This window comes from Luteimonas sp. MC1782 (assembly GCF_014164605.1).
Taxonomy (GTDB): Bacteria; Pseudomonadota; Gammaproteobacteria; order Xanthomonadales; family Xanthomonadaceae; genus Luteimonas.
The window spans coordinates 1,248,370-1,272,949 of sequence record NZ_JACJFT010000001.1 but is presented as its reverse complement, the minus strand read 5'-3'; the positions used below and the strand labels follow the sequence as shown (position 1 = coordinate 1,272,949).

Annotated in this window: 22 protein-coding genes; 14 read left to right on the top strand and 8 right to left on the bottom strand. The window is 71.0% G+C overall.

Annotation, left to right across the window (positions count from 1 at the left end):
* Nucleotides 1–21: 21 nt before the first annotated feature.
* The 3 genes from H5368_RS05985 to H5368_RS05975 are packed head-to-tail and all read left to right on the top strand — an operon-like array spanning nt 22 to nt 3,691.
* Nucleotides 22–2,514, top strand: coding sequence for a ligase-associated DNA damage response DEXH box helicase (locus tag H5368_RS05985; protein WP_182823810.1), 2,493 nt, complete (start codon nt 22–24; stop codon nt 2,512–2,514).
* A complete protein-coding gene (gene pdeM / locus H5368_RS05980) occupies nt 2,498–3,139 on the top strand; it encodes a ligase-associated DNA damage response endonuclease PdeM (protein WP_182822344.1) in 642 nt (213 codons plus the stop codon). The genes H5368_RS05985 and pdeM overlap by 17 nt, the downstream gene beginning before the upstream one ends.
* Nucleotides 3,140–3,196: 57 nt before the next feature.
* Nucleotides 3,197–3,691, top strand: coding sequence for a TspO/MBR family protein (locus H5368_RS05975; protein ID WP_182822342.1), 495 nt, complete (start codon nt 3,197–3,199; stop codon nt 3,689–3,691).
* 50 nt (nt 3,692–3,741) lie between these two features.
* Here the strand turns inward: H5368_RS05975 and H5368_RS05970 are convergent, their stop codons facing one another.
* Complete coding sequence (locus tag H5368_RS05970; RefSeq protein WP_182822340.1) at nt 3,742–4,314, bottom strand: NADPH-dependent FMN reductase; 573 nt, start codon at nt 4,312–4,314, stop codon at nt 3,742–3,744.
* Nucleotides 4,315–4,360: 46 nt separating this feature from the next.
* Nucleotides 4,361–5,719 (bottom strand): PQQ-dependent sugar dehydrogenase, encoded by a 1,359-nt coding sequence (locus tag H5368_RS05965; RefSeq protein WP_182822337.1) that lies wholly within the window; start codon nt 5,717–5,719, stop codon nt 4,361–4,363.
* 122 nt (nt 5,720–5,841) lie between these two features.
* Here H5368_RS05965 and H5368_RS05960 point away from each other — a divergent pair, with 122 nt between their 5' ends.
* The 10 genes from H5368_RS05960 to H5368_RS05915 all read left to right on the top strand — a co-directional run bounded on the left by H5368_RS05960 (nt 5,842) and on the right by H5368_RS05915 (nt 18,361).
* Nucleotides 5,842–7,644 (top strand): sensor domain-containing diguanylate cyclase, encoded by a 1,803-nt coding sequence (locus tag H5368_RS05960; protein WP_182822335.1) that lies wholly within the window; start codon nt 5,842–5,844, stop codon nt 7,642–7,644.
* An 86-nt stretch (nt 7,645–7,730) separates the two neighbouring features.
* Nucleotides 7,731–8,000, top strand: coding sequence for a hypothetical protein (locus H5368_RS05955; RefSeq protein WP_182822333.1), 270 nt, complete (start codon nt 7,731–7,733; stop codon nt 7,998–8,000).
* 156 nt (nt 8,001–8,156) lie between these two features.
* The gene (locus H5368_RS05950; RefSeq protein WP_182823807.1) at nt 8,157–8,810 is read left to right on the top strand and encodes a L,D-transpeptidase; all 654 of its coding nucleotides are present in this window, start codon (nt 8,157–8,159) and stop codon (nt 8,808–8,810) included.
* 98 nt (nt 8,811–8,908) lie between these two features.
* Complete coding sequence (locus tag H5368_RS05945) at nt 8,909–10,123, top strand: FAD-dependent oxidoreductase (protein WP_182822331.1); 1,215 nt, start codon at nt 8,909–8,911, stop codon at nt 10,121–10,123.
* A 105-nt stretch (nt 10,124–10,228) separates the two neighbouring features.
* Nucleotides 10,229–10,855, top strand: a complete 627-nt coding sequence (locus H5368_RS05940; protein WP_182822329.1) for an ATP-binding protein — start codon at nt 10,229–10,231, stop codon at nt 10,853–10,855.
* A gap of 200 nt (nt 10,856–11,055) precedes the next feature.
* Complete coding sequence (gene lexA, locus H5368_RS05935) at nt 11,056–11,727, top strand: transcriptional repressor LexA (protein WP_182822327.1); 672 nt, start codon at nt 11,056–11,058, stop codon at nt 11,725–11,727.
* 29 nt (nt 11,728–11,756) lie between these two features.
* Nucleotides 11,757–12,416 carry a translesion DNA synthesis-associated protein ImuA gene (gene imuA / locus H5368_RS05930; RefSeq protein ID WP_182823805.1) on the top strand — a complete coding sequence of 220 codons (660 nt, stop codon included), beginning with the start codon at nt 11,757–11,759 and terminating at the stop codon, nt 12,414–12,416.
* A gap of 7 nt (nt 12,417–12,423) precedes the next feature.
* Nucleotides 12,424–13,899, top strand: a complete 1,476-nt coding sequence (locus tag H5368_RS05925) for a DNA polymerase Y family protein (protein ID WP_182822325.1) — start codon at nt 12,424–12,426, stop codon at nt 13,897–13,899.
* The gene (locus H5368_RS05920; protein WP_182822323.1) at nt 13,896–17,192 is read left to right on the top strand and encodes an error-prone DNA polymerase; all 3,297 of its coding nucleotides are present in this window, start codon (nt 13,896–13,898) and stop codon (nt 17,190–17,192) included. Before H5368_RS05925 ends, H5368_RS05920 begins: the two co-directional genes overlap by 4 nt.
* Before the next feature lie 80 nt (nt 17,193–17,272).
* The gene (locus H5368_RS05915; protein WP_182822321.1) at nt 17,273–18,361 is read left to right on the top strand and encodes a hypothetical protein; all 1,089 of its coding nucleotides are present in this window, start codon (nt 17,273–17,275) and stop codon (nt 18,359–18,361) included.
* A gap of 34 nt (nt 18,362–18,395) precedes the next feature.
* Here the strand turns inward: H5368_RS05915 and H5368_RS05910 are convergent, their stop codons facing one another.
* From H5368_RS05910 to H5368_RS05895, 4 genes are read right to left on the bottom strand one after another with little or no spacing between them, the layout of a single operon-like run.
* Nucleotides 18,396–20,219, bottom strand: a complete 1,824-nt coding sequence (locus H5368_RS05910) for an ABC transporter ATP-binding protein (protein ID WP_255486464.1) — start codon at nt 20,217–20,219, stop codon at nt 18,396–18,398.
* A 16-nt stretch (nt 20,220–20,235) separates the two neighbouring features.
* Nucleotides 20,236–22,002, bottom strand: a complete 1,767-nt coding sequence (locus H5368_RS05905; protein WP_182822319.1) for a DUF2207 domain-containing protein — start codon at nt 22,000–22,002, stop codon at nt 20,236–20,238.
* On the bottom strand, nt 21,999–22,559 hold the full coding sequence (locus H5368_RS05900; protein ID WP_182822317.1) for a LemA family protein: 561 nt from the start codon (nt 22,557–22,559) through the stop codon (nt 21,999–22,001). Before H5368_RS05900 ends, H5368_RS05905 begins: the two co-directional genes overlap by 4 nt.
* Complete coding sequence (locus H5368_RS05895; protein WP_182822315.1) at nt 22,556–22,783, bottom strand: RNA-binding S4 domain-containing protein; 228 nt, start codon at nt 22,781–22,783, stop codon at nt 22,556–22,558. Before H5368_RS05895 ends, H5368_RS05900 begins: the two co-directional genes overlap by 4 nt.
* 113 nt (nt 22,784–22,896) lie before the next feature.
* Between H5368_RS05895 and H5368_RS05890 the strand changes: the two genes are divergently transcribed.
* Complete coding sequence (locus H5368_RS05890; RefSeq protein WP_182822313.1) at nt 22,897–23,286, top strand: MAPEG family protein; 390 nt, start codon at nt 22,897–22,899, stop codon at nt 23,284–23,286.
* Between the two features lie 7 nt (nt 23,287–23,293).
* Here H5368_RS05890 and H5368_RS05885 read toward each other — a convergent pair whose 3' ends face one another.
* Together H5368_RS05885 and H5368_RS05880 are read right to left on the bottom strand one after the other, a co-directional pair.
* Nucleotides 23,294–23,992 carry a hypothetical protein gene (locus H5368_RS05885; RefSeq protein ID WP_182822311.1) on the bottom strand — a complete coding sequence of 233 codons (699 nt, stop codon included), beginning with the start codon at nt 23,990–23,992 and terminating at the stop codon, nt 23,294–23,296.
* 1 nt (nt 23,993) lies between these two features.
* The gene (locus H5368_RS05880) at nt 23,994–24,521 is read right to left on the bottom strand and encodes a sigma-70 family RNA polymerase sigma factor (RefSeq protein ID WP_182822309.1); all 528 of its coding nucleotides are present in this window, start codon (nt 24,519–24,521) and stop codon (nt 23,994–23,996) included.
* Nucleotides 24,522–24,580: the final 59 nt, after the last annotated feature.

Below are 24,580 nucleotides of genomic sequence, written 5' to 3'. Positions count from 1 at the left end.
GAGGCGCAGGCGCCGTCAGCGATGAAGGAAAAACGGCCGGCACGCGGACGCGCCGATGCGCCGCTGACTGCGTGGTTCACCGCGCAGGGCTGGCGGCCGGCGCCGTTCCAGCGCGAAGCCTGGCGGCGCTACCTCGCCGGCGAATCGGGGCTGCTGGTCACGCCCACCGGCAGTGGCAAGACGCTTGCCGCGCTCGGCGGGCCGCTGCTCGAAGCCCTGCGCCTCGGCGACACGCCCGCGCCCAAGCGTGCGCGCCCCCGCGTGCCAGCCGCGCCGCGCCTGCGCGTGCTGTGGATCACACCGCTGCGCGCGCTGGCGGCGGACACGGTGCGCGCCGTGCGCGAGCCGATCGCCGCACTTGGCGTGCCGTGGACGGTGGCCATGCGCACCGGCGACGCCAGTGCGCGCGACAGACGCCTGGCGCGCCAGGGCCTCGCCGACGTGCTGGTCACCACGCCGGAGTCGTTCGCGCTCGCCCTGTCGTATCCCGATGCCGGCGAGCTGCTCGCGGGCGTGCGCGCGGTGGTGGTGGACGAGTGGCACGAGCTGCTCGGCAACAAGCGCGGCGTGCTGCTGCAGCTGTGCCTGGCGCGGCTGCGAGCGCTGGCGCCCACGGCGCGCACCTGGGGGCTGTCGGCCACGCTCGGCAACCTCGGCGAAGCCCGCGACGTGCTGCTGCCGCACCTGCCGGATGCCGCCATCCTCGGCGCACCCAGACCGCGCAGGATGACGCTGGAGACCCTGCTGCCGGGCGAGGGCGAGCGCTTCCCCTGGGCCGGTCATCTCGGCCTGTCGCAGCTGCAGCGGGTGGCCGCGGTGCTGCAGCGCGCACGCAGCAGCCTGCTGTTCACCAACACGCGCTCGCAAGCCGAGCTCTGGCACCGCGCGCTGCAGGCGGTGTGGCTGGACGACCCGGCGACCCTGGCGCTGCACCACGGCTCGCTCGACGCCTCGCTGCGCGCCGCCGCCGAGGCCGGCCTGCGCGACGGCAGTGTGCGCTGCGTGGTCGCCACCTCCAGCCTCGACCTTGGCGTCGACTTCCCGGCCGTCGACCAGGTGCTGCAGGTCGGCAGCCCGAAGGGCATGGCGCGCCTGCTGCAGCGTGGCGGCCGCGCGCGCCACCGGCCGGACGAGGCCGGGCATGTGGTGTGCGTGCCCACGCACGCGCTGGAACTGGCCGAATACGCCGCGGCGCGCGCTGCGCTCGCCGGTGGCCGCATCGAAGCGCGCCCGCCGCCGCGGCTGTCGCTCGACGTGCTGGCGCAGCACTGCGTCACCCTGGCGCTCGGCGGCGGCTTCGCTGCCGACGCGCTGCTGGCCGAGGTGCGCGGCACGCACGCGTTCGCCGACCTGCCGGATGCGGCCTGGCAGGCCGTGCTCGACTTCATCGTCCGCGGTGGTGGTGCGCTCGAGCACTATCCCGACTACCGCCGCGTGCTGCGTGACGACGACGGCGCCTATCGTGTGCACGACCGCCGCGTCGCGTTCCGCCACCGGCTGTCCATCGGCACCATCACCAGCGACGGCAGCGTGCAGGTGCGTTACATGAAGGGCGGGCACCTCGGCGTGGTGGAGGAAGCGTTCGTGTCGCGGCTGCGGCCGCGCGACCGCTTTCAGTTCGCCGGCCGCACGCTTGAGCTGGTGCAGCTGAAGGACATGACCGCCTACGTGCGCGTGGCCACCCGCAACGACGGCATGGTGCCGCGCTGGCAGGGCGGGCGCATGCCGCTGTCGAGTGAACTCGCCGCCGAGGTGGAAGCGATTTTGGCGCAGCCACCGGCGAGCCCGGAGATGCGCGCGCTGTCGCCGCTGCTCGCGCTGCAGACGCAGCTCTCGGCGCTGCCCACGCCCGGCACGCTGCTGGTGGAAGCGTTGAAGACGCGCCAGGGCTGGCACCTGTTCGTGTTTCCGTTCGCCGGCCGTGCCGTGCACGAGGGCCTGGCGCCGCTGCTGGCGCTGCGCTGGGCGCGCGAGGTGCCGAACACGTTCGCCTGGGCGATGAACGACTACGGCCTGGTGCTGAGCGCACAGGCCGAAGCCTGGCCCGACGCGGCGCTGCTTGCACGCATGCTGTCCCCCGACGGCCTGCTCGAAGACCTGCACGCCAGCCTCAACATCGCCGAGCTCGCGCGCCGCCAGTTCCGCGACATCGCCCGCGTCGCCGGCCTGCTGCCGCCGTCGCTGCCCGGCCGCGCCATCCGCTCGCTGCGCCAGCTGCAGGCCTCCAGCGGCCTGCTGTTCGACGTGCTGCGCCGCCACGACCCGGGCCACATGCTGCTCGCCCAGGCCGAACGCGAAGTGCTCGAGGCGCAGCTCGACGTGCGCCGCCTGGGCGACACCCTGCGCCGCTGCCGCGACCGCACGCTCGACCTGCACACGCCGCGCAGCCTCACGCCGCTGGCGTTCCCGCTGTGGGCCGAATCCATGCGCGGCCAGCTCAGCAGCGAAGACTGGCGCACGCGCGTGCAGCGCGCCGCGGCCCAGCTCGAGAAGCGCCATGCCCGACGTGCTTGAGCTCGTCATCGCCGGCGAGCCGATGCGCCTGTACGCCGACCGCGCGCTGTACTGGCCGGCGCGCGGCCGGCTGCTGATCGCCGACCTGCACCTCGGCAAGGGCGACACCCTGCGCGCGGCCGGCATCGCCGTGCCCAGCGGCGGCACCGCGCACGACCTCGCGCGCCTCGACGCGCTGCTGCGTCGGTCGGGTGCCCGCGAGCTGTGGGTCCTCGGCGACTTCCTCCACGGACGCCACCAGCCGCAGGTCGACGCCGCCTGGCGCGCGTTGCTTGCGGCCCACGCCGGCTGCGTGGCCGCGGTGGTGGCCGGCAACCACGACCGCTTGCTGCTGCCCGATGCCGTGGGCGTGGTGCGCCTGCCCGACGACGTGCGCGATGGCCCGTTCCGCTTCCGCCATCACCCGCTGGACATCCCCGATGCCAGGGCAGGGCATGTGCTCTGCGGGCACCTGCATCCGGTGGCACGCCTGCCCGGATTGCCGGGGCGCCATCCCGCGCTCGCGCTCGACGCGCACGAGTCGGTCCTGCCGGCGTTCTCCGCGTTCACCGGCGGCCAGCGCCTCGCCGACACGCTCCACTGGGTGGCTTGCGCGGATGGCGTGCTGGTCGTGAATAGGCCTTGACCCGCGCTCCACCACGCATCGGCTAGCGTCACGGGACCGCACCGGAGACCGCCCGCCATGACCGAACGCACGCGAAGCCCCTGGACCGGCCTCCTTGGCTGGGCCGCGACCACCTTCGCCGCTGCCGCCATCGGCGCGGCGGCCTCGATGCGCTCCGACGATTTCTACCGCCAGCTGGAAACGCCCTCCTGGGCGCCGCCCGGCTCGGTGTTCGGCCCGGTGTGGACGCTGCTGTACATCCTGATGGCGCTCGCCGCGTGGATGGTCTGGCGCCGTGCCGGCTGGGAGGGCGCGCGGCTCGCGCTCGCGCTGTACCTGCTGCAGCTGGTGCTCAACGCACTGTGGACATGGTGCTTCTTCGCCTGGCGCATGGGTGGCCTGGCCTTCGCCGACATCGTGCTGCTGTGGCTGGTGATCGCCGCCACCACGTGGCTGTTCTGGCGGGTGCGGCCGCTGGCCGGCATGTTGATGCTGCCGTACCTCGCATGGGTCACGTTTGCCGCGTTCCTCAACCACGCGTCGTGGCGCATGAACCCGCAGCTGCTGGGCTGATGCGATGCGCCACGGCAACCCCACCGTGGCGCGACGTTTCCGGTCCGGCCTCAGGCGTCGCGCGGCAACACCGTCAGCACGCGCGCGATGAACTCGTGGAACTCCCTGAGGTAGCCGCGCAGGAAATCCGCCGTGGAGCTGTCGGCGATTTCACCGGCGTCGTTGATCATCCCGTCCTTGAACTGGATGTAGGCCTCCGGCGAGTTCATCTGCGGCGAGTTCAGGAAGCCGAGGATGCTGCGCAGGTGCTGCTGGCCCACCGCGGTGCCGATGGCACCGGGCGAGGTGCCGATCACGCCGGACGGAATGTTGGCAAAGGAGTTGGTGCCCCACGGGCGGCTGGCCCAGTCGATGGCATTCTTCAGGCCGCCGGGGATCGATCGGTTGTATTCCGGGGTGATGATCAGGATGGCGTCGGAACCCTTGATCGCCTGCTTGAACGCCTTGCCGGCCTCGGGATAGTCGGCGTCGTAGTCGTAGCTGTAGATCGGCAGGTCCCGGTACGAAATCTCCTTGAACGCGAGCTGCTCCGGCGCAAGCTTGAACAGCGCATTGGCCAGCTTGCGGTTGATCGAGTCCTTGGCGATGCTGCCGATCAGGTACCCGACGTTGTAGGTCTTCATCATCTGCTCCTGCTGCTGGGAACGGTTGGCCGCCCTGCGCGGCGTGTCATTTGCGCGTCACCTTGAAGATCGTCCCGTTGGCGTCATCGCTGACCAGCAGCGCGCCGTCCCGGGTAACGGTCACGCCGGCCGGGCGACCCCAGACGCTTCCGTTGGCAACCACGAAGCCGGTCATGAAATCCTCGTAGACGCCGGTCGGCTGACCGCCCTGCATGCGCACGCGGACCACCTTGTAGCCGGTCATCTGCGGCCGGCTGTGCGAGCCGTGCAACGCGACGAACGCGTCGCCGCGGTACCCGGCCGGGAAGGCGTCATGGTTGTAGAACACCGCACTCAGCGCCGACGAGTGCGCCTGGAACAATACCTCCGGCATGCGCACGTGGTCCTTGAGGTCGGGGCGCTTTCCGGCAAGCGCGGGATCTTCGCGGCCGCCGAGGTGGTACCAGGGCCAGCCGTAGAACGCGCCATCCTCGATGCGCGCCATGAAGTCCGGCGTGACATAGGGGCCAAGGTGGTCGCGTTCGTTGACGATGCACCACAGGTTGCCGGTGGCCGGTTGCATGGCCAGGCCCGAACAGTTGCGCAGGCCGGTGGCGTAATTGCGGATGTTCTTTCCATCGAGGTCGAACACGCGCACCACGGCGCGATCCTTTTCCTCGCCCCACGCAGCGCCACGGCCATCGGTCGCCTCGTGCGCCTGGATCTGCGCGGGCGTCATGTCGGGCATGCCCGCCACGCCGAGGTTGGACGCCGAACCGACCGATACGAACATGTGCTTTCCGTCGCGCGACAGCGCGAGGTCGCGCGTCCAGTGCCGCTTGGTCGGAATGTCCGCGATGATGGTTTCGGCCGGTCCTGAAGCCTTGGTGTCGCCGCTGCCATACGGATAGCGGACCACCTTGTCCGCTGCTGCGACATAGACGTACTGCGGATCGACCGCCGGCACGAAGGCGATGCCGTAGGGCCGGTCGAGGTTTTCGGCGAACACCGTTGGCGTGGCCGGTGCACCTCCCGCGGTGGCATCCGCGGGGAACACCAGCACGCGGCCGGTGCCGCTCTCCGAAAGAAAGATGTCGCCATTCGGTGCGGTGCGCAGCGTCCGCGGCTGCTTGAATCCCGTGGCGAACACCACGGCGCTGAAGCCGTCGGGCACGTCGGGCAGGGCGCCTGCCACCGGAGCGACCACTTTTACATTGCCGGCGATCGACTTCTCGGGGTCGTTGCCGGTCTCCGGCGCCGGGACGTCCGCAGGCCTGATATGCAGCGGGTGGCCCGGCGCGTCCAAGGTCCAGTCAGCCAGGACCGCGGACCCCGTGCGGACATCCCCGGTCTGGCTGCATGCGACCAGGGCCAGTGCGGCCAATGGGACGTGGATGTACCGCGGGACATGCGTCGGGATCTTCATGGGGGCGTTCCTGGGGTAGCCGCGCCGGGGGCGAATTCAGCCATCTTTCGCGCCGGAGCGTAAGCAGACGGTGATTGGCGATGGCCTGGGCTAAAATGGCGGTCCGCCTTCATGAGTGCGCAATGCTCAAACGCCTGAGACTGCCGCGTACCTATTGGGCCGACCGCTCGGTCCTGGCAGTGCTGATCGCAACGACCGCGTGGCTCTCGCTCACGCTGGCGCGTGGCCCTGGCGAACTCGCGGCGATCTGGGTGGGCAATGGCATTCTCACCGGCTGGCTGCTGTCCAGGCGTACGGAAACCTGGCCGGGTTACATCGCAGTCGCGTTCCTGGCCGAGTTTCCGGCACGGATGCTCGCCGGGGACCAGCCTGTGTACGCGCTCGCCATCGCGGCGCTCAATTTGATGGAGGTGCTGGCGGTGGCCGGCTTCGTCCGCAGCCGCGTCCCCGACATCCGCGACCCGAAGAACTGGATGGCACTGGGCTGGATCGCCGCCGGGGCCACGCTGGTGGCCTGTGGCCTGACCGGGCTGATGGCGGCCGGGGTGGCCCACGACATGCACGGCCAGCCGTTCCTGCGCTCGCTGGCCAACTGGTATGCCGCCCACGTCGTGGGCATGGTGATCGTGGCCACGACCACACTGGTGGCGCAGCGCGAAGGGCTGGGATTGTTCATCGCGGAGAACCGGCGCTGGAGCCTCGCCGGCTCCATGGCCGTGCTGGTCTCGGTGGGAGTCGCGGTGTTCCTTGCACCGTATCCCGTGATGTTCCTGACGTATCCCGCGCTCCTGTTTGTCGCGGTCCGCCACCAGTTCGCCGGCGTGGCGCTGGGCGTGATCGCATTGGCGCTGATCGGTGCCGTGGCCACCACGCTCGGCCATGGCCCGCTGTGGCTGCAGCAGGACCTGGCGGGTGCCGGGAGGATCGCGCTGCTGCAGATCTTCCTTGCCGGCGGCTGCGTGATGACCATTCCCGTCTGCCTGGCGATGGCCGAACGCAAGCGCCTCATCGCAGGCCTGGGCGAGAGCGAACGGCGGTACCGCATGCTTGCCGATCATTCGCACGATGTGATCACGCGCATGCGGGCCGATGGCGAACGCCTGTATGTATCGCCGTCGGCCACCGAAATGTTCGGCTGGACACCCGCGGAGATGCTCGGGTCGCGCTGGGACATCCTGCATCCGGACGACCGCGAGAAACAGCGGCGGGCCATGGCCGAAGTACTCGCCACCGGGGAGCCGCGCACCGAGATCTACCGCGTGCGCCACAAGGACGGCCAGTACGTGTGGATCGAGGCGGTGTCGCGGTGCATCCCGGCCAATGACGACGACGGCGGCGGCCAGGCGGACGTCATGCTCACCGCGCGCAACATCAACCGCCGCGTGGCGGCCGAGCAGGCGCTCGCGAAGAGCCGGCTCGAGCTGGAGCGGCTGTCGCGCGTCGACGTGCTCACCGATGTCGCCAACCGGCGCCAGTTCGAGGAACGCCTGGCGCTGGCGCTCAAGCGTCTGCAGCGCCACGGCACGCCGATCGCGCTGATGTACCTGGACATCGATCACTTCAAGCACGTCAACGACCGCCACGGCCACGCCGCCGGCGACGCGGTGCTGCAGGCGTTCGCCAGGCGCCTGTGCGACAGCGTGCGCGAGACCGACCTGGTCGCGCGCCTGGGCGGCGACGAGTTCACGATCCTGATCGAGGACGCCACGCCCGTGTCGGCCGAGACCGTCGCGCGCAAGGTGGTGGAAGCCACCGCGAAAGAGATCGATGCCGGCGGCACTCCGCTCAGCGTCACCACCAGCATCGGCATCGCGTACGCCGCGCGGGCTGTTGATGCCGCGACCTTGATGGAACAGGCGGACGCGGCGCTGTACGCGGCGAAGACGGCGGGGCGCAACGGGTATCACATGGCGGTGCAGGCCTGAGTACCGAATCAAGGCCGCATCTTCACAATCCATGTACGTGAGCCAACGTCAGACTGGGTGCGATTCCCCCACGAAGGAGCATTGAAATGTTTCCGACCAAACAACATCTGGTAATGGCGCGCACGCTCGGCCTGGCGATCGTCGTCACCGTGGGCCTTTCCGCCTGCGCCACCTACGATGACGAGTTTGCAGGGATCAACTCACGCCTCGATCAGCTTGACACGAGGGTGCAGAGCGCGGCGCAGAGCGCCGAATCCGCCAATCAGTCCGCACAGCAGGCCAACCAGCGGTTGGATCAAATGGAAAGCCGCGTCCAGCAGCTTGAAGCGGCGCCGCGCCGCGCGCCGCGCGGTTAGTCTTTTGCAAGGATCGCGACGAGCGGCCTGAGCCGTGACCTGGTGGCCTTTGCTGGCCACCGGTCTCCTTGTCTTCATCCAGTCTTCGTTCCGAGGAAGCGTCCCATCCGTACGTGCACGCGCCCTGCGATCCGGGCCTTTAATTTTGCGCTGGTACTGGCGCTGGCGTTCGCGAGCTTCAGCGTGGCCGGTGCCGAGGATGCCGCCGCGCAGCCGGTCGCCCCTGTCGACCAGCTTCCGTCAGGCCAGGATGTGTCCCCCACGGTGATCGAGCTCGCGGGCTGGGTTGTCGCAGCCAAGGACAGCCAGGGCTATCCGTTCGCGGTCATCGACAAGGCCGCCGCACAGATCTTCGTGTTCGGTGGCGACGGCCGGCTTCGTGGCGCGGCACCCGGGCTCGTTGGCTCGGCGGCCGGCGACCATACCGCCCCCGGCATCGCAGGTCTCGCGCTTCGCGAGATTCCGGGCCGCGATCGCACGACGCCTGCGGGTCGCTTCGTGGGCGGTTACGGTCCGTCAATCGACGCTGGACGCGTGCTGTGGGTTGACTACGATTCCGCAGTCTCCATCCACCCCACCGCGACCGGCGTCCCGGCCGAGAGGCGCCCCGAACGCCTTGCGTCACCTTCGCCGGACGACAACCGCGTCACGCATGGCTGCATCAACGTCTCGCCCGAGTTCTACGAGCAGATCATCCGTCCCACGTTCGAGCGGGGCGGGGTGTTCTACATCCTGCCGGATGCAGAGCCGATGGCGGAGACCTTCCCCGAGTTCGCGCAAAGTCGCGCGACTGCGCAAGGCGACGATTGAGGACGCGCAGGGCCCGCCCGCCAGTGGAAGGCCCTTCTGGCCGCAAGCAGCCATGTCGTTATTGACGCATCGGCAGCCGACGAAGGAACCACTCATCCATGGACCTGAAAAGTGGCTACCCCTGGTGGGCGGTCAAGAATGGGCTGATGCACGCCTTCCCGCCGCTGCAGGCGGACTATCGCTGCGACGTGGCCGTGATCGGTGGCGGCATCACCGGGGCGCTGATTGCCGACGAGTTGGCCGCGCACGGCCACGACGTGGCGGTGTTCGAGCAGCGTGATGTGGGCTGGGGCAGCAGCGCTGCCAGCACGGCGCTGCTGCAGTACGAGATCGACACGCACATGGTCGACCTGGCCAAGCGCCATGGCGAGGACAATGCGGTGCTCGCCTACCGCGCCTGTGCCGAAGCCATTCCGATGCTGCAGGCAAAGGCGGCGCACGTGCGCGACGTGGATTTCGCCCGCGCCGAGAGCCTCTATTACGCCAGCCGCCGCCGCGATGCCCGCGCGCTGCGCGAGGAGTTCGCGCTGCGCCAGCGTCACGGCTTCGAGATGGCGTGGCTGGAGGCGGATGCGGTGCGCGAGCAGTTCGGTTTCGACGCGCCGGCCGCCATCCTCAGCCGGCTGGCCGCGCGCATGGACCCCTACCGCATGGCCTACCGCCTGTTTGCGCGGCTTCGCAAGAGCGGTGGCGCGGTGTTCGACCGCACGACCATCGACACCATCCAGACGCGTTCGCGCGATGTGCTCCTCACCACCGCCGACGGCCATGCGGTGCGCGCCGGGCACGTCGTGGTCGCCGCGGGCTACGCCAGCCAGAAGTGGCTGCGCAAGCGCGTGGCAGCCGATCGCAGCAGCTACGCCGTGATCACCGACCCGATCGGCAAGGACGCCCTCGGCCCGCTGGTCGACACCATGGTGTGGGAGACGGCGCGCCCGTATCTGTACATGCGCAGCACCGGCGACGGGCGCCTGCTGATTGGCGGCGAGGACGACAACGTCGACGTGCCGGCGCGGCGCGATGCACGCGTGGAGAAGAAGGCGCGCAAGCTGCTGGAGAAGGCCGCGGCCCTGTTCCCGCACCTACCGCTGCGGCCGGCGTTCTCCTGGGCCGGCACCTTCGCGGAAACCCGCGACGGCCTGCCGTTCTTCGGCCCCCACCCGCAGCACGGCCCGCGCGTGCATTTCGCCATGGCCTACGGCGGCAACGGCATCACCTATTCGATGATCGGCGCCGGGCTGGTGCGGGCGCTGATCGAGCGGCGCAAGCATCCGTTGGCCGAGTTGTTCTCGTTCGGGCGTGGGGAGGGCTGAACGTCCAGCCCAAACTTCCGTCGGCTGCAGCCAGTCACGTGGCCGAACCTCTCCACCGAGCCCGTTTGGCCGGATGACACCCGTTCGGGCTGGGAAAAGTGCGAAATGGCGCGGAAAGTGCACTCGCGGCTGCTCGATGACCCTGCGCTCCAGGCAATCGTCCCCAGGGCGACGCTGGCGGATCTCGCGCTGCCCGCCTCCGCGATCGACCAGCTGCGGCAGATCGTGGCGCAGGCCAGGCACCGCACGCGTGTGGAAGACGAATCGGGATCCCGCGCACACATGAGCGCCGGGCTAGGCATCAGCGCGCTGTTCGCCGGCGAGAGCGGAACCGGCAAGACGATGGCGGCCGAAGTGATCGCCAGCGAGCTGGGCTTGCCTCTGTATCGCATCGACCTGTCGGCGGTGGTCAGCAAGTACATCGGCGAGACGGAGAAGAACCTCCAGCGCGTCTTCAACGCGGCCGAGGCAGGCGGGGCGATCCTGTTCTTCGACGAGGCGGATGCGCTGTTCGGCAAGCGCAGCGAAGTAAAGGACAGCCACGATCGCTACGCCAATATCGAAGTCAGCTACCTGCGGCGGGGCATCGAGGGACACCAGGGCATTGTCATCCTGGCGGTCAAGGCGCGGTCCGCGCTGGACGCGCCGTTCCTGCGCCGGCTTAGGTTCGTCGTCGACTTCCCGGTCCCTGGTGGCACCGAACGGCGCGGTCTGGCGCAAGGTGCTCCCTGAGACATGGGCACGTGCTTGCCTCGGCCCAGGCCGAGTTCCGCGTCGCCTGGAAGTGTGCGGGCCGCTGAGCCGGTTCGCGTCTGCGATTTCCCCACAAGTCGTTGATTCGGAAAAGGTCTCACCCCTTGAGACCGCCCGGCGCTGGAATCTTCCGACCGCCGGGCTTGCTTATGCCCGCCAAGGTAAATAGATTTTTACCCATGACCGACGACCTCACCCCCCGACAGCGCGACGTGCTCGGCTTCATCCAGGCCCATGCCGGGGCCGAGGGTGCACCGCCCACGCTGCAGCAGATCGCCGATGCCTTCGGCTTCCGCCAGGCCTGCGCGGCGCACAAGCACGTGCGTCGGCTGCAGGCCGCGGGCTACCTGGAGGTGCGGCCCAACGAGGCGCGCGGCATCCGCGTGGTCGCGGGCATGGCGCAGGCCGGCGGCGGCCGGGCGGGGCGTACGCGCCATGTGCCCGGCACGCGGCTGAAGCTGCGCGATGACCGCCTCGAGCTGCCGGTGCTCGGCCGCGTCGCCGCGGGTGCGCCGATCGGTGCCGATGCCGGGGTGGAGCGCCACGTGCTGCTTGACCGCACCCTGTTCACCAGCAAGCCCGATTACCTGTTGCGGGTGAAGGGCGATTCGATGCGCGACGACGGCATTTTCGACGGCGACCTGGTGGCGGTGCAGCGCGCGAGCGATGCGCGCAACGGGCAGGTGGTGGTGGCGCGCGTGGACGGCGAGATCACCATCAAGCGCCTGGAGCGCACGCGCACGCGGCTGCGGCTGCTGCCGCGCAATCCGGACTACGCGCCGATCGAGGTGCCGCCGGGCAGCGACTTCGCCATCGAGGGCCTGTACTGCGGGCTGGTGCGCACGGCATGAACGCGGTCGCGTCCATCGCGCCGCCGTCCATGGGCGTGCCGTCCATAGGCGTGCCGTCCATAGGCGTGCTGCCGGACATCGAGGCCATGCTCTCGGCGCAGACGCTGTGGCGCGCGGGGCGTGCGCCGGCGGTGGCCGCGGGCGGCGAGCCGAGCGGGCACGCCGCACTGGATGCATTGCTGCCGCAGGGCGGCTGGCCACGCGCGGCGCTCACCGAATTGCTGCTGCCGGCCGATGGCGTGGGCGAGATCGCGCTGCTGCTGCCCACGCTGGCGCGGCTGACGCAGGCCGGCGGCGTGGTGGCACTGGTGGCGCCGCCGTACCTGCCGTACGCGCCGGCGTGGCAGGCGGCGGGCGTGGACCTGCGCCATCTGGAAATCATCCAAGCCGATGCGCGCGGCGCGCTGTGGGCGTTCGAGCAGTGCCTGCGCAGCGCGGCCTGCGCGGCGGTGCTGGGTTGGCCGCTGCAGGCGGATGCGCAGGCGCTGCGCCGGCTGCAGGTGGCGGCCGACAGCGGCGACTGCCTGGGCTTCGCGTTCCGCGATGCGAAACACGCGGCCAATCCGTCGCCGGCGGCGCTGCGGCTGGAGTTCGCTGCCGGCAGCGGCATGGCGCAGGGCGGCGCCTGGCACGTGCGCAAATGCCGCGGTGGCCAGCTGCCGTCGCGCGCGTTCGCGACCACGCACTGAGCCCGCCATGCTCTGGGCCTGCATCGCGCTGCCGCGGCTGGCGCTGGACGCCGTCCTCCGGCGCAGAGCCGATCCCTCGCAACCGCTGGCGCTGGTCGGCGGGCCGGCGCAGCTGCGCAGCCTGCATGCGGTCAATGCCGCCGCCACCGCTGCGGGCCTGAAGCCGGGCATGCGCCTCACCGCCGCACATGCACTGTGCAGCGGGGTGGCGCTGGTCGAACACGACGCCAGCGCCGATGCGCGCTGGCAGCGGTTCCTGGCGGCATGGGCGTATCGCCACAGTTCGCTGGTCAGCGCGCAGTGGCCGGGGGCGATCGTGCTGGAGGCGCGCGCGAGTTTCCGCCTGTTCGGGCCGTGGCCGCGCTTCGAGGCGCGGCTGCGCGAGGAACTCGCGGGACTCGGCTTCAGCCACCGCATCGCGCTGGCGCCCACGCCGCGCGCGGCGCTGGCGTTCGCATGGCTGCGGGATGGCTTCGCGGTGACCTCGCTGCCGGCGATGCACGAGGCGCTGGCGCAGGTGCCGGTGCGCCGCGCGGCGCTGCCGGGCACGGCCGGTGCGCGCCTGCACGCGATGGGCGTGCGCACGCTGGGCGCGCTGCGTGCGCTGCCGCGCGACGGCCTGCGGCGGCGCTTCGGCGTGGAGCTGCTCGAGCACCTCGACCGCCTGCATGGCGATGCCGACGATCCGCTGGCGTGCTACGCGCCGCCGGATCATTTCGACGCGCGCATCGAACTCGGCTTCGAGGTGGAAAGCCACCAGGCGCTGCTGTTCCCGCTGCGGCGGATGATCGCCGACCTCGCCACGTATCTCTCGGCGCGCGACGGCGGGGTGCAGCGCTTCACGCTGCGCCTGGAGCACGAGCGCAGCCATGCGCTGCCCTCGCACGCCGCCGACATGGAGCGCGTGCAGGCGCCGGCGCATACCGACGTGGCGGTGGGCCTGCTGGCCGCCGAGCGCGAGGCGACGCTGCTGTTCGAACTCACCCGCAACCGCCTGGAGCAGGTGGCGCTGCCGGCGCCGGTGGTGGCGATGCGCCTGCTGGCGCGCGAGCTGCCGCCGTTCGTGCCGGCCGCGCGCGACCTGTTCGATACCCGCCCGGCGCAGGCGGTGCCGTGGCCGCAGCTGCGCGAGCGCCTGCGCGCACGCCTCGGCGACGAGGCCGTGCACCGCATCGCGCCCAGCGGTGATCCGCGCCCGGAGCGCGCATGGCGACGCGTGGCGGCCGCGGGCGATGACGCGGCCTGCCTGCAGCCGGCGCCGCCGCGCCCGGCGCGCCCGGCGTGGCTGTTGCCGCGCCCGCTGCCGCTGCGCGGCCGGGTGCGCATCGTGTCCGGACCGGAGCGCCTGGAAAGCGGCTGGTGGGATGGCGATGACGCGCGCCGCGACTATTACGTGCTGGAAACCGCGCAGGGCCAGCGCGCCTGGGCGTTCGCCGCGCCGGGCGAGCTCGGCAACTGGATGCTGCACGGCTGGTTCGCATGAACTGGGACGACGACCACGGCCTGCCGCCGGGCGTCGCGCCGGACACGCCCGGTGCGCGGCCACCGCGCAACGTGCGCATGCAGCAGCAGATGCAGCTGGCGCTGGGCCGCGCGGACGCGGGTCGCGGGCTGGTGGTCCCCGGCCTGGGCGCGGCCAACGACGCGTCGGCGGGCGTGGAGCCGCACGGCATCGACGCGCCCGCCTATGCCGAGCTGCACTGCCTGTCCGACTTCAGCTTCCTGCGTGGCGCGGCCAGCGCCGAGCAGCTGTTCGAACGTGCCGCGCTGTGCGGCTACGAGGCACTGGCGATCACCGACGAATGCTCGCTGGCCGGCATCGTGCGCGCCCGCGATGCCGCGCGCATCACCGGGGTGAAGCTGGTGGTCGGTGCCGAGTTCACCCTCGACGACGGCCTGCGCCTGGTGCTGCTGGTCGAGAACCGCGCCGGCTACGCGCAGCTGTGCCGGGTGATCACCACCGCGCGCCGTGCGGCGGGCAAGGGCGCCTACCAGCTGGGCCGCGACGACCTGGCGCGCGACGCCTTCGATGACGGTACGACCGGCCTGTTCGCCCTCTGGCTGCCGGGGCAGCCGGAAGAAGGCGCGTGGCTGCGCGACACGTTCGGCGAACGCGCCTTCCTCGCCGTGGAGCTGCACCGCGACCACGACGACGAGGCGCGCCTCGGCGCATTGCTGGCGCTGGCCGCGCAGGCCGGGCTCACGCCGCTCGCCGCCGGCGACGTGCACATGGCCACGCGCCGCCAGCGGGTGCTGCAGGACACCGTGACCGCGATCCGCCACGGCCTGGCGCTGGCCGACTGCGGCGCGCACCTGTTCCGCAACGGCGAGCGCCACCTGCGCAGCCGGCGCGCGCTGGGCAACATCCATCCGCATGCGCTTCTGACCGAAGCCGTGGCGCTGGCGCGGCGCTGCACGTTCTCGCTGGACGAGGTGCGCTACGACTATCCGGCGGAACTCGTGCCCGCCGGCGAAACGCCCGCCAGCCACCTGCGCAAGCTCACCGAGGCCGGCATGCAATGGCGCTGGCCGGATGGCGTGCCGCTCAAGGTGGCGCGGCAGATCGACGAGGAGCTGGCGCTGGTCGCGGAGCTGAAGTACGAGGCGTTCTTCCTCACCGTGGAGGACATCGTCCGCTTCGCGCGCGGCCGCGACATCCTCTGCCAGGGGCGCGGCTCGGCGGCGAACTCGGCGGTGTGCTTCGCGCTCGGCATCACCTCGGTCGATCCCGCGGAGAGCCGGCTGCTGATGGCGCGCTTCCTGTCGAAGGAGCGCAACGAGCCGCCCGACATCGACGTCGACTTCGAGCACGAGCGCCGCGAGGAGGTCATCCAGTACGTGTACGGCAAGTACGGGCGCAGCCGCGCCGCGCTGGCCGCCACGGTGATCCGCTACCGCGGCAGGAGCGCGGTGCGCGATGTCGCAAAGGCCTTCGGCCTGCCGCCCGACCAGGTGGCGCTGCTGGCCGGCTGCTTCGGCTGGGGCAACGGCGAGACGCCGATGGAGATGCGCCTGGCCGATGCCGGCTTCGACATCGACAACCCCCTCATCGCGCGCGTGCTGGCGGTGACCAACATGCTGCGCGGGCGGCCGCGGCACCTGTCGCAGCACGTCGGCGGCTTCGTGATTTCCGACGCGCCGCTGTGGCAGCTGGTGCCGGTGGAGAACGCGGCCATGGCCGACCGCACCATCATCCAGTGGGAGAAGGACGACCTGGAGTCGATGGGGCTCTTGAAGGTCGACTGCCTGGCGCTGGGCATGCTGACCTGCATCCGCAAGGCGCTCGACCTGGTGCGCGCGCACCGCGGTCGGGATCTCGAACTCGCCACCATCCCGAAGGAAGACAAGCCGACCTACGACATGGTGCAGCTGGCCGACACCGTGGGCGTGTTCCAGATCGAATCACGCGCGCAGATGACCATGCTGCCGCGGCTGAAGCCTGCGACCTTCTACGACCTGGTGATCGAGGTGGCGATCGTGCGCCCGGGGCCGATCCAGGGCGGCATGGTGCATCCCTACCTGCGCCGCCGGCAGGGCCAGGAGGCGGTGTCGTATCCGTCGCCGGGCATCGAGGAGATCCTCGGCCCCACGCTCGGCGTGCCGCTGTTCCAGGAGCAGGTGATGGAGCTGGTGATCCACGCCGGCTACAGCCCGGAAGAGGCCGACGGGCTGCGCCGCTCGATGGCCGCCTGGCGCCACGGCGGCGACATGGAGCCGCACCGCCTGCGCATCCGCAGGCTGATGGAGGACAAGAGTTATTCGTCGGAGTTCATCGACCAGATCTTCGAGCAGATCAAGGGCTTCGGCTCGTACGGATTCCCGCAGAGCCACGCGGCGTCGTTCGCCAAGCTGGTGTACGCCAGTTGCTGGCTGAAGCGCCACGAGCCGGCGGCGTTCGCCTGCGCGCTGCTCAACGCGCAGCCGATGGGTTTCTATTCGCCCAGCCAGATCGTGCAGGACGCGCGCCGCGGCAAGGGCGCGCGCGCAGGCGTGGACGTCCTGCCGGTGGACGTGGCGTGCAGCGCGTGGGATTGCACGCTGGAAGGCGAGGGCGTGGCGGGGCTGATGGCGGCCCCCGCGATCCGCCTCGGCCTGCGCCAGATCGCAGGTCTCTCCGAAGCCGTCGCCAGGGCGATCGTTGCAGCGCGCAGCCAGCGCCCGTTCCGCGACATCGCCGACCTCTGCCGTCGCGCCGCGCTGGATGAAAAGACGCGCAGCGCGCTGGCCGAGGCCGGGGCGCTGGCCTCGCTGGCCGGGCATCGCCACGACGCACGCTGGCAGGTGGCCGGCATCGAACGCCAGCGGCCGCTGCTGCCGGGCAGCCCCGACGAAGACGCGGTGCTGCTGCCGGCGCCCGGCGCCGGGGAGGACGTGCTGTCGGACTACCGCGCGCTGGGCCTGAGCCTGGGCGCGCACCCGCTGGCGCTGCTGCGCGATACCCTGCGCGCGCGGCGGCTGCTGGCCTCGCGCGAGCTGCGCGGCCGCCACCACGGCAGCGCGGTGCGGGTGGCCGGCATCGTCACCCAGCGCCAGAAGCCGCAGACCGCCAGCGGCACGATCTTCGTGACCCTCGAGGACGAGGACGGCATGGTCAACGTGATCGTGTGGCCGCGCGTGGCGGAGCGCGGGCGCAAGGCGCTGCTCGGCGCCACGCTGCTGGAAGTGCGCGGGCGCTGGGAGCGCGTGGACGGCGTGGAGCACCTGATCGCCGGCCACCTCGAGGACCTGTCGGCCCTGCTCGGCGGCCTGCGTTCGGAGTCGCGGGATTTCCGCTGACCGGTTCACCTCGCGTTTGCTCCGCCGCCATGGGCAGCCACTAGACTGGATGGCCGCCCCACGCCCCCGCAGCCGCCTGCATGTCGCTCCCCTTCCGCGCGTCCGTCCTGTGCCTGCTGCTCGCGGCCTGCGGCGCGCCGTCGCAGGACATCGTTCCGGTGCAGCAGGCGATCGAGGTGGAGGCCGAAGCCAACGACGGCGAATTCATTTCCGCCCCGGTCGAGGTCGTGCCCAAGGCCTACGACGTGCGCAAGGGCACCGACTGGCCGCAGGTGGCGCTGGTGGACGGCACCGCCTCGATCAGCTGCGAGCTCGACTATGCCGGCGCCGGTGACGGCGACGCGCTCACCGACCTGTCGTTCTTCAAGGTGGTCGATACGCTCAAGCCCTGCCAGGAGCGCGGCCTGGTGCGCCTGCGCTACGACGGCAAGATCAACGCGGGTTTCCACGCGCTGGTGGAGCGCGTGGCGGTGATCGCCGACCGCATGGAGATCGGCAAGCGCGTGCTCGACATCGACTCCAGCGGCGGCCAGGTGGAAGACGCCATCAAGGCCGGCGACACCATCGGCGCCTCGGGCTGGACGGTCTGGGTGCGCGAAGGCGCGGCCTGCCACAGCGCCTGCGTGCTGATCCTCGGTGCCGGCGACGTGCGCATGATTTCGGGCCCGGTCGGCATCCACCGCATCATCCGCATGAGTTCCACCGCCACCACGCGCGCCGAGCTCAACGCCGAGCTGCAGGCGGTCTACGGCCGGGTCAAGGAATACCTGGAGCGCAACGGCGTGGCGGTGGCGGTGGCTGACCTGATGATGTCGGTGCCCAACCGCAACCTGCGCGTGCTGAGCGCGACCGAACTGCGCGAATACGGCCTGGACGGAACCAACCCGGCGCAGGACGACCTCGACCGGCTGAAGCTGATGCGCAAGTGCGGCGCTGATTTCGTGCGCCGCCGCGACAGCTTCCAGCGCGCCTTCGACCGCCAGTGCAAGGCCCCCGACACCGACATTGAAGAACTCAACAGCTGTGGCCTCGCGCTGCGCGACTCCTTCAGCTTCCCCGACGAGGCCTGTCCCGACGACAGCCCGATGAGCGAGTTCGACGCGGTGCGCAGCGCGTTCTACCAGCGCCGCGGCCAGGCCACCGATACCGGCGCCAGCGGCACGCACTGAGCGCCCCGGAACCCCGCGGCCCGCGGCCCGCCGCTCAGGCCAGGAAACCACCCGACTGCCGCTGCCACAGCTGCGCGTACAGGCCGCCGGCGGCGACCAGCTCGGCATGCGTGCCTTCCTCGACGATCCGCCCCTGGTCCATCACCACCAGCCGGTCCATGGCCGCGATCGTCGACAGGCGGTGGGCGATGGCGATGACGGTCTTGCCCTGCATCAGCCGGTAGAGATTGCCCTGGATGGCGGCCTCGACCTCGGAGTCGAGCGCGGAGGTGGCTTCATCGAGCACCAGGATCGGCGCGTCCTTCAGCAGCACGCGTGCCACGGCGATGCGCTGGCGCTGGCCGCCCGACAGCTTGACGCCGCGCTCGCCGACCTGGGCGTCGTAGCCGTGGCGGCCCTCGGCATCGCCGAGCTGGAGGATGAAGTCGTGCGCCTCGGCCTGGCGCGCGGCCTCGATCATCTCGGCCTCGCTGGCGTCCGGCCGCCCGTAGAGGATGTTCTCGCGCACCGAGCGATGCAGCAGCGAGGTGTCCTGGGTGACCACGCCGATGCGCGCGCGCAGCGTGTCCTGCTGCACGCTGGCGATGTCGATGCCGTCGATGAGGATGCGGCCGCTCTCGACGTCGTGGAAGCGCAGCAGCAGGTTGGCCAGCGTCGACTTGCCGGCGCCGGAGCGGCCGACGATGCCGATCTTCTCGCCGGCGCGCACGTGCAGGTCGAGGCGGTCGATCACGCCGGCGCCCTTGCCGTAGTGGAAGCCCACGCCCTCGAAGCGGATGTCGCCGGCCACCGCGCCGAGCTCCGGCGCGCCGGGCGCGTCGTCGACCGTCGGCGGCAGCGAGATCGAGCTGATGCCGTCCTGCACGGTGCCGATGTTCTCGAACAGCGCCGACAGTTCCCACATGATCCATTGCGACATGCCCACCATGCGCAACGCCAGGGCGACGGCCACCGCGACCGCGCCGGCGCTGATGGCGTCCCCCAGCCACAGCCACACGCCGACGCCGGTCACCGACGCCAGCAGCAGCATGTTGAGCGTGTAGTTGGCCACGCTGACCCGCGTGCCCAGGCGCATCTGCCGATACACGGTGCCGAGGAAGCCGTGCATCGCCTCGCGCGCATAGGCCTGCTCGCGCCGCGAGTGCGAGAACAGCTTGACCACCGCGATGTTGGTGTAGCTGTCGACGATGCGGCCGGTCATGTCCGAGCGCGCATCAGCCTGCTCGCGCGAGACACGCTCCATGCGTGGCACGAAATACCGCATCAACAGGGCGTAGGCGATGATCCAGCCCGCGAAGGGCAGCATGAGTCGCCAGTCCGACGTGGCCGCGGCCAGCATCGCGCCGGTGACGTACACCACGATGTACACGCCGACATCGAGCAGCTTGACCACCGTCTCGCGCACGGCAAGCGAGGTCTGCATCAGCTTGGTGGCGATGCGCCCGGCAAACTCGTCCTGGAAATAGCCCATCGACTGGCGCAGCAGGTAACGGTGCACGTTCCAGCGGATGCGCATCGGGAAATTGCCGAGCAGGGCCTGGTACTGCACCATCGAATCCAGCAGCACCAGCAGCGGCAGGCCCACCAGCACCAGCCCGGCCATCCACGCCAGCCTCGGACCTTCCACGGCCAGGAACGTGGCCGGCGTGTGCGCGCCCAGCCGGTCGACCAGCGCGCCCAGGTACACGTACAGCGCGAGCTCCGCGGCGGCGATGGCCGCGCCGAGCACGGCGAGCGCGATCAGCCACGGGCCGGCGCCGCGCGTGTAGTGCATGCAGAACGCGACCAGCGTGCGCGGCGGCTGGCGCGGCGGTGTGTCGGGGAACGGATCGAGCCTGCGCTCGAACCAGCCGAGCAGGCCGCGGCGCGTGTCGTCAGCGGCCACCGCCACCTCCGCCGCCACCACCGCCGCCGGAGAACCCGCCACCGCCACCACCCGACGAGCTGCCCGGGGGCGACGACGCCGAGGCGATCTGCGTGCCCAGGGCACCGCCGACGGATTTGGTGAAGTTGCCGACGCTGCCGAAGTTGCCGCCCTGGTACCAGCCGATCGCCGCGGTGGCCGCGGCGGCGGCCGCGGCACCGACTGCCAGCGTGAAGCGGCGCGTCCACGCGTCCTCGACGCCCAGCGCCACCGCATACGGCAGCAGGGCCTCGAAGCGCGCGGCGTCGAGCCGGGGCTCGGGGCCGGCACCGCCGGCGCTCGCGGGCCCAGCCAGCCGCGCCAGGTCGTCCTGTTCGGCCACCGACAGATAGCGCTTGAAGCCTTCGATCTCGTCGAGGAGCCTGCGACCCTCGGGCGTGGGCGCGCCGATCACGATGCAGAACGTGATCAGCACCACCAGCGCGAGACCCAACGGCACCAGCGCCCACGGCATGCCGCCGCCGTGGTTGATCGCGGCCAGCACCACGGTGGCCGCAACGGTGACGGCGAAGATGACGCAGGCGATCGCGATGCTGCCACCGTTGTGCGAGAACATCGCCGGCTGGAAGCGCTTGGCAAACGCCTTGCCGTGGGTGGCGATGGCCGCCTGGATGCGCGTGGCGCTGCCCTTTTTCAGCGCGAGCCGCGCGGCGCTGCCGGGCAACAGGGCTTCGAGCAGGCGGCGTTCGTCGTCGTTGTCGATGTGGTGCGGACCGGGATTGCGTTGCAGCGTCCAGGCATCGCCCAGCGTGCGCTCCTCGCGCTCGATGGTGACCGCGCCCTTGACCGCGCAGGCCAGCAGCTCGGACGACAGGCACAGGTTGTCGTAGCCGCGTCGCATCATGTAGCGCAGCGCCGCCGGTGACTCACCTCGCGGCGGATCGTAGCGGGCGATCACCACGCCGGTCGCCGGATCGCGGCCGATGCGGTTCCAGCGCCGCAGGCAGAACGCCGCCAGCAGCAACAGCCCGGCGAACGCCGCGAGCAGCGAGAGGTTGTCGCGCAGCAGCCACCACAGCGTGTCCGAGCGCGTCGGCGCCGCCACCACGCCCTTGGGGAACGACAGCACCGTGGTCAGGCCTTCGCGCGGCGGCAGCGGGCGGGTCAGGGTCCAGCGGGCGACGCCGGGCGCGACGATGCGCGCCTCGAAATCGTCGCCTTGCGCGCCGTATGCGCCCGAGTAGCCTTCCGCCACCAGGTCGTCCTCCGGCACCGGCGCGGGCAGACGCACTTCGACGCTGCCGGTCTCGATGGTGAAGTCCCAGCCGTGACCGATCGCGTTCCAGTACAGCTCGTCGTGGCCGGCGAAGAAGCCCACCTGCCGCGTGGTGCGGAAGCGCAGCGTGTAGGTGTATTCGGCGGGCACCGGCAGCAGGTCGTCGTTGCCGGTGTTGACGCGCACGCCATTGTTGACGCCTTCGGTGAACCACGGCTCGGCGACGCCGTCGCGCGCCACGTCCACCACGTCGAAGCCGACCACCACGTTGTTGCCGTGGCGGTCCTTGTAGCGGGTGGGGAAGTCGCGGTAGATGCCGCGGCGGATGTTGTCGCCCTCGGCGCGCACGCGGATGCGCTCGACCACGTCGAGGCTGCCGTCGGCGTTGACCTGCACTTCGCTGTCGTAGGCAAGGATGCGCTCCTGCGCCTGGGATGCTCCCGCAAGCGCCAGCAGCGCCGCGGCCAGCAACCCACGCAGCGTGGATGCCACGCCGCTCATCGCGACAGCTCCACCACCGGCGCCGCGCGTCCGCCTTCGGCGGCCTGGAAGAATTCGGCGTCGCCGAAGCCGAAGGCGCGCGCCACGACCAGGTCGGGCACGCGCTGCACGCCGTCGTTGAGGTCGCGCACCGCGCCGTTGTAGAACCGGCGCGCGTACTGCAGCTGTTCTTCCACTTCCACCAGTTCACGCTGCAGCTGCGCGAAGTTCTGGTTGGCCTTGAGGTCGGGATAGGCCTCGCGCAGCAGCAGCAGGCGGCCGACCGCCTGTTCCAGCGCCTGCTCCAGCGCGCCGAGCTTCGCCGGGCTGGCCACCGCCATCGCCTGCGCGCGCAGCGCGGTGACGGCCTCGAGCAGGGCGCTCTCGTGCCCGGCATAGCCGCGCACCGCGGCGACCAGCTGCGGCACCAGGTCGTGGCGGCGCTGAAGCTGCACGTCGATATCGGCCCAGGCGGTCTTCACCTGGTTGCGCAGCCGCACCAGGCGGTTGAAGGCGAACACGCCCCACGCGACCAGCGCCGCCGCCAGCAGCAGCGCCGCGACGACCGCGGCGGTCACGGTGCGTCGCCCGCCAGCACCGCGATTTCGGTGTCGCCCAGCAGCACGTATTGGCCGGCGCGGATCTTGGCGGTCTTGCGGCTTTCCACGGTGCCGTCCACGCGCACCGCGCCGGCGGCCACGAGCGCCTTGCCGGCGCCGCCGCTGTCGCACAGCCCGACCAGCTTGAGCAGCTGGTTGAGCTCGACGTGCTCGCCCTGGAGTTCGAATTCGATGCGTGGCATGTGCGGTCCGGCGCGTGTTTTCGGAATGTGGCGAGCCTAGCGCAACCGGGTCGCCATCGGCGTTACCCTTCCGTCAGCCGCGGCACGCCGCCGGGGGGGAAGGAGACGCCGCGATGACCACCGAACTGCAGATCCTGGGCTGGGCGATCGTGCTGGGCCTGGTGCACCTGTTCCTCGACGCCACGCTCAAGACCTCGCAGCGCGGGCTGGCGTGGAACACCGGGCCTCGCGACGGCGCGGTGCCGCCCCTCGACGGCGTGGCGGGCCGCGTCAACCGCAGTTTCGCCAACTTCCTCGAGACCTTCCCGATGTTCGCGGCCGCGGTGCTGGCGGTGGTGGTATCGGGGCAGTCCGGCGAGCGCGCCGTGCTCGGCGCACAGGTCTACTTCTGGGCGCGGGTCGCCTACATCCCGGCATACGCGGCCGGTATTCCCTATGTGCGCAGCCTGATCTGGGGCATCTCGCTGCTTGGCATCCTGATGGTGCTCTCCGCGCTGTTCTGAGCGCGCCTCACTCGCGCTCGAAGCGGGCGATCTCGTCGAGGATCTGCTGGCCGCGGCGGATGCCGTCGCCGCCGTCGGCGACGCAGGGATGTGCATTCGCATCGGTCGCCGCACCCGGCAGTGCCGGGTTGCGGCGCCTGCGCCATGCGTACAGCCAGGTGCCCAGCAGCCCTGCGACGCCGACCGCCAGGCTGGCCTGGATCCACGCCGGCGTGGCCGCTGCCGCGGGCGTGGCGCCCAGCCCCGAGACGGCCACCACCACCAGCACCCACATGATCCACCACGGCAGGCCCGCGGCGTTGGCGTTGATGCCGTAAACGCGCAGCAGCCGGGCCATCTGCTGCTGGATGCGCAGCACCGGCGCCGAGTAGTCGATGCTGGCGACGAGGCCGAGCGTGATGCCGGCCAGCGCGATGTTCAGCACGCCGAACGCGTGAACGAGGATGCCGCTGGCGAACAGGCCGGCGACCTCCGTGTTGCGCGTCCAGCAGGCCACGCCCAGCACCACCAGCGCCACGCCCAGCAGCAGCTGCAGCAGCTGGCCGATGACCAGCGGGCGCAGGCCGCGGCGCGCGCGCTCCAGCCGCGATTCGCGCAGCAGCTGGAGGTTCAGCGCCTGCTGCCTTTCCATCTGCCTGCCAAGCACTTGCCAGGCCTGCTTGAGGTCGTCGAGTTCCATCGTCCTGCCCATGTCGGAAGCGGTCATGTCAGTGGTGTCCCTGGTTGGCGGCGTGCTCGCGCAGCCGCTGGCGCAGCCTGGAAAGGCGGGTGGTGACGTTGCTGTCGGAGATGCCGAGCACGTCGGCCATCTCGCGCGTGCTGCGCTCCTCGAGGTAAAGCAGGAGGAGTGCACGGTCGAGCGGTGCGAGGGTGGCGATGAAGCCGTGCAGCAGGCGCAGGCCGTCGTCGTGCACCGGGTCGTGGGCGTTGTCGTCGGCGACGTCGTGCAGGGCGTCGTCCAGCGGCACCGCGTGCCGGCGGCGCTGGCCCTCGCCGCGCAGGAACGAGATGCCGACGTTCAGCGCGATCCGGTACATCCAGGTCGAGAACGGCCGCGCGGGGTCGTAGCGCGGCCAGGCGCGCCACAGCTGCGCGGCGATCTCCTGCGCGAGGTCGTCGCGGTCGGCGCCGCGGGCATAGGTGCCGGCAACCTTGAAGACGATGCCGCGGTGCCGGTCGAGGAGCGCGGCGAAGGCCTCGGCGTCGGTGGCGTGTGTGCTGGCGATGCTGTCCATTCCCGAGCGGCTCCGGCCGCGATCATGCGTGACACCGGGGTGGTTCGCCGCACCGGCGG